Consider the following 3,042-nt stretch of genomic DNA (forward strand, 5'->3'; position numbering starts at 1 on the left):
GAAAATAAACTACGCCACGCCACGCTGCGGGCGATCCGGGAGGCAAAGGCATGACAGGCCGACGCGGCGACGCATCGCCCACAATGCACATCTCGGGAAGCGACCGGTGCGAGGGGTGGCCGGCGCCTGTGGCGGGTTTGTTGGGACGTTAGGCGCCGGCCGGGCGGGCGGAGGTGGGCCGCCGCAAGCTCAAGCTAATATATCTCCGACTCTCATGCCTATGGTGCTATCGCGGAATGGCTTGACGGCAGTCTAGGCCAACAGGATTAATTGCTGCGCTTTCATTCTGCCAGTAGCTTGCAGGCCTGGTCATTTAGCCCCAGATGGGTCGGCATGCTCACCGTTACAGGTGCGTGGTAACTTGATCTTGCCCACCTCCCCTTTGACACATGGAACCGATGCCCCTGTGGCAACTGAGCGAAGCTCTGGCCAACGCGATCATTGAGACCGTCGAGCGTCTGACGAAGGAAGCCCGCCGCTGAAGGCACGGACAGCGACGGGCCTTGCACCAGAGCTTGGACTTGAGGAGGGGACATCTCAACCAAGCACATTTCCAACTTCAATTGCGGATGCTTGTTCCAGCCCTACGAGAAAGATCTAGCGCTAGCCGACGTCTGACGAAGTAGGCCCGTCACTGGACTTCAGGGAAATCAGCGACGGGTTCCAGATCCGGACGGCAAAAGTCAAGCCGCTCGGGAAAGACACAGCTTGGCACATGGCCGCCCGGGCGGCGGAATGCGATGCCGAGGCGAGAGTCATCGAAGGGATCATCCATCGCCAAAAACATGACGAACAGCATTCTTTAGTCGGTAGAGATAGAGGCCGCTTAAGTAGTGCAGTTTCCGGCCCATCCTTGCGTGCTCTGGCGTCTCGGAACACACGCCGGCGCCTCCAAAGAAATTTGTACGATTTTTACCAAGCGCCGCCTTGTACGCAAATGATAATGACCGTTTGCTGGCTTTGGAGCCATTCTTCAGCGCTCAAGATCAGTATTATTCAAAGGACGTTCATATGAATTTCCCCATCGGCGGCGCGCAACCTATTTTCCCTGAGGAACTGGGCACGCTGAGGATTGTATTTTCGCAGCTTTGTGAGGAACACGAGATTCTAACCACTTCCGGTGAGGCCGGGGAACTCGCCTCAGAGTTGGTTCGACTGTCTCAAACAGGCATCAAAGACGAGACTGTGCTGATGGTCTTGATGCGCGCCAGGTTGAACCACTGGCAGGCCCAGTCCGTAGGCTAGTCCGGTAAAGTGGTTCCAGTGACACGGTGGGTGGTCAGTTTTGACCACAGCCGTATGGAGGAAAATTTATGTTGTACCCTGGTCACTGCCTTGGTCCGTGCGAGATTGAAATGTTGTCTCGCATTTCCCGGACTGTGTGCGACGAGAGCAAATTGCCGCTTACTTCGCCCGATGCCGAAAAAGCGGCTTCTCACCTGCTAAAGCTCTTTATGAACGGCCTTACCCGCGAGGAGGAACTGGTTGATGCGGCCAGGAACCGTATGAAATGGCTGCCTCGAGCTCATGCTTTTCAAAAGGCGACGCTGCCGCACTTCCAAGCCGTTAGTCAGCAGCAAGTGGCTTAGCCGGTTTACGAATGCGGGCAGCTCATTTTTCACGCAGCCCCTGCCAGGCCGAGTTGAGCCAGGAATTTCGAAACTCCGCTGAGCACATTGGTTCGTGGGGCCTCGAACTTGTAGCGGTACGAGGACACCTCAACCGGCTGATGGATAGCCCCAAACTGGTACGCTACCTCGCTCAACATTTTCCAAAGCAACTCGCTCAATTCCAGGGCGTTTTGGAAACGGCTTGAGTTCCCGGTGCGGCCCCAGGCGCCGCGCCGGCTGCCTAGCGTCGTTCTCTAGCCGCCCTCTGAGAAATCTCATCCTTTCGCAGGAGCGGTGGAAAAGGCCGCGATAATCGCCTCGAGCGACACGCTCAGAGCATTCGAAAAGGTCCTGCCCTTCTGCCAAATCGCGACGTAATGATAAAGAGCTGACGGTTCCACCGGTTTTGCTTCGAGGTTAAACGCTTCGTATTCACGCGCAATGATTTCATTGGTTATGGAAATGCCCAGGCCAGCCGAAACGTATCCGGCCTCGTGACCGTTGCAGTCGAATTCCACCAGTATGTTCGGCTCAACGCCGGCGAAGCGCAACGCATTGAAGTTCATCTGGTGGGCGGCGAACTGGGGATCGATATCGACGATCGTTTCGCCAGCCAGGTCGTGCGCCTGGATACAGGTCTGTTGTGAAAAGCGGTGGTCGGGATGAAAGATGCACACGTTGCGCGCCGACCCGAGCGGCGCCCATTCAAACAGGCGTGGGTCCAGCGGCAATCTCGAGATCCCCAGATCCGCGCGACCGGCCAAGATGTGCTCGCCGATCTGGTCGTAGCTTCCAGAAATTGACCGGACGTTCGAAGCGGTCTTTGCGTGGATAATCGCCACCACGTTGGGCAAGGTCACGAAACCGAAAACAGAAGGCGCGGCAATCGCAATCCTTTGCTTTTCCTCGTTCTTCATCGCGAAGATTGACGCTTCCAGCCGATCCAGGGACGTCAGGGCAAGTTCAACGTTTCGCAGGAGCTCCCATGCTTCCTGCAAGGGGACGATGCGGTTGGCTGACCTCTTAAAGAGGGTGATGCCGAGCGTGGTCTCGAGTTGCTTCACATGTTGACTGACAGCCGGCTGGCTTATCCCGAGGGCTGCCGCTGCTCGCCTTGTCGAACCGGCCCGCAACACTTCTCGGAAGACTTTCAGTTGACGGAGCTTCAGGTCGCTCTGCAGCAACTCCATTCCGGCGCTCCTTTCCCTGATAACGCCACCCGGGAAGCAGATACCGCCAACCTGGGGAAGCAATAAGCCATCCCAGTATATAACGGCGCATTATAGATAAAATATTAAAAATTATAGATTGAGTGTGGAATTCCAAGCGCTAGAATTAGACAATATCTCGAATTAACTCCGAATTACAAATAAAACAATTCGCAACCTTGGGTTAAGCAGCTTGGTCTGAGTGAAAAAGATCAGCGTATCTG

Annotated in this window: 4 protein-coding genes; 2 read left to right on the plus strand and 2 right to left on the minus strand. The window is 55.7% G+C overall.

The window, feature by feature from the left end; genetic code table 11:
• Window positions 1-631: 631 nt before the first annotated feature.
• A complete protein-coding gene (locus EOB80_RS34495; protein WP_164762594.1) occupies window positions 632-799 on the minus strand; it encodes a hypothetical protein in 168 nt (55 codons plus the stop codon).
• A gap of 212 nt (window positions 800-1,011) precedes the next feature.
• On the opposite strand from EOB80_RS34495, the gene EOB80_RS12220 reads away from it, so the two are divergent.
• Together EOB80_RS12220 and EOB80_RS12225 are read left to right on the plus strand one after the other, a co-directional pair.
• The gene (locus tag EOB80_RS12220) at window positions 1,012-1,245 is read left to right on the plus strand and encodes a hypothetical protein (protein WP_127327788.1); all 234 of its coding nucleotides are present in this window, start codon (window positions 1,012-1,014) and stop codon (window positions 1,243-1,245) included.
• Window positions 1,246-1,397: 152 nt separating this feature from the next.
• Window positions 1,398-1,589, plus strand: coding sequence for a hypothetical protein (locus EOB80_RS12225; protein ID WP_127327789.1), 192 nt, complete (start codon window positions 1,398-1,400; stop codon window positions 1,587-1,589).
• A gap of 296 nt (window positions 1,590-1,885) precedes the next feature.
• On the opposite strand, the gene EOB80_RS12235 is transcribed toward EOB80_RS12225, so the two are convergent.
• A complete protein-coding gene (locus EOB80_RS12235) occupies window positions 1,886-2,800 on the minus strand; it encodes a LysR family transcriptional regulator (protein WP_127327791.1) in 915 nt (304 codons plus the stop codon).
• Window positions 2,801-3,042 lie beyond the last annotated feature (242 nt).

This window comes from Mesorhizobium sp. M7A.F.Ca.MR.245.00.0.0, from assembly GCF_003997415.1.
Taxonomy (GTDB): domain Bacteria; phylum Pseudomonadota; class Alphaproteobacteria; order Rhizobiales; family Rhizobiaceae; genus Mesorhizobium.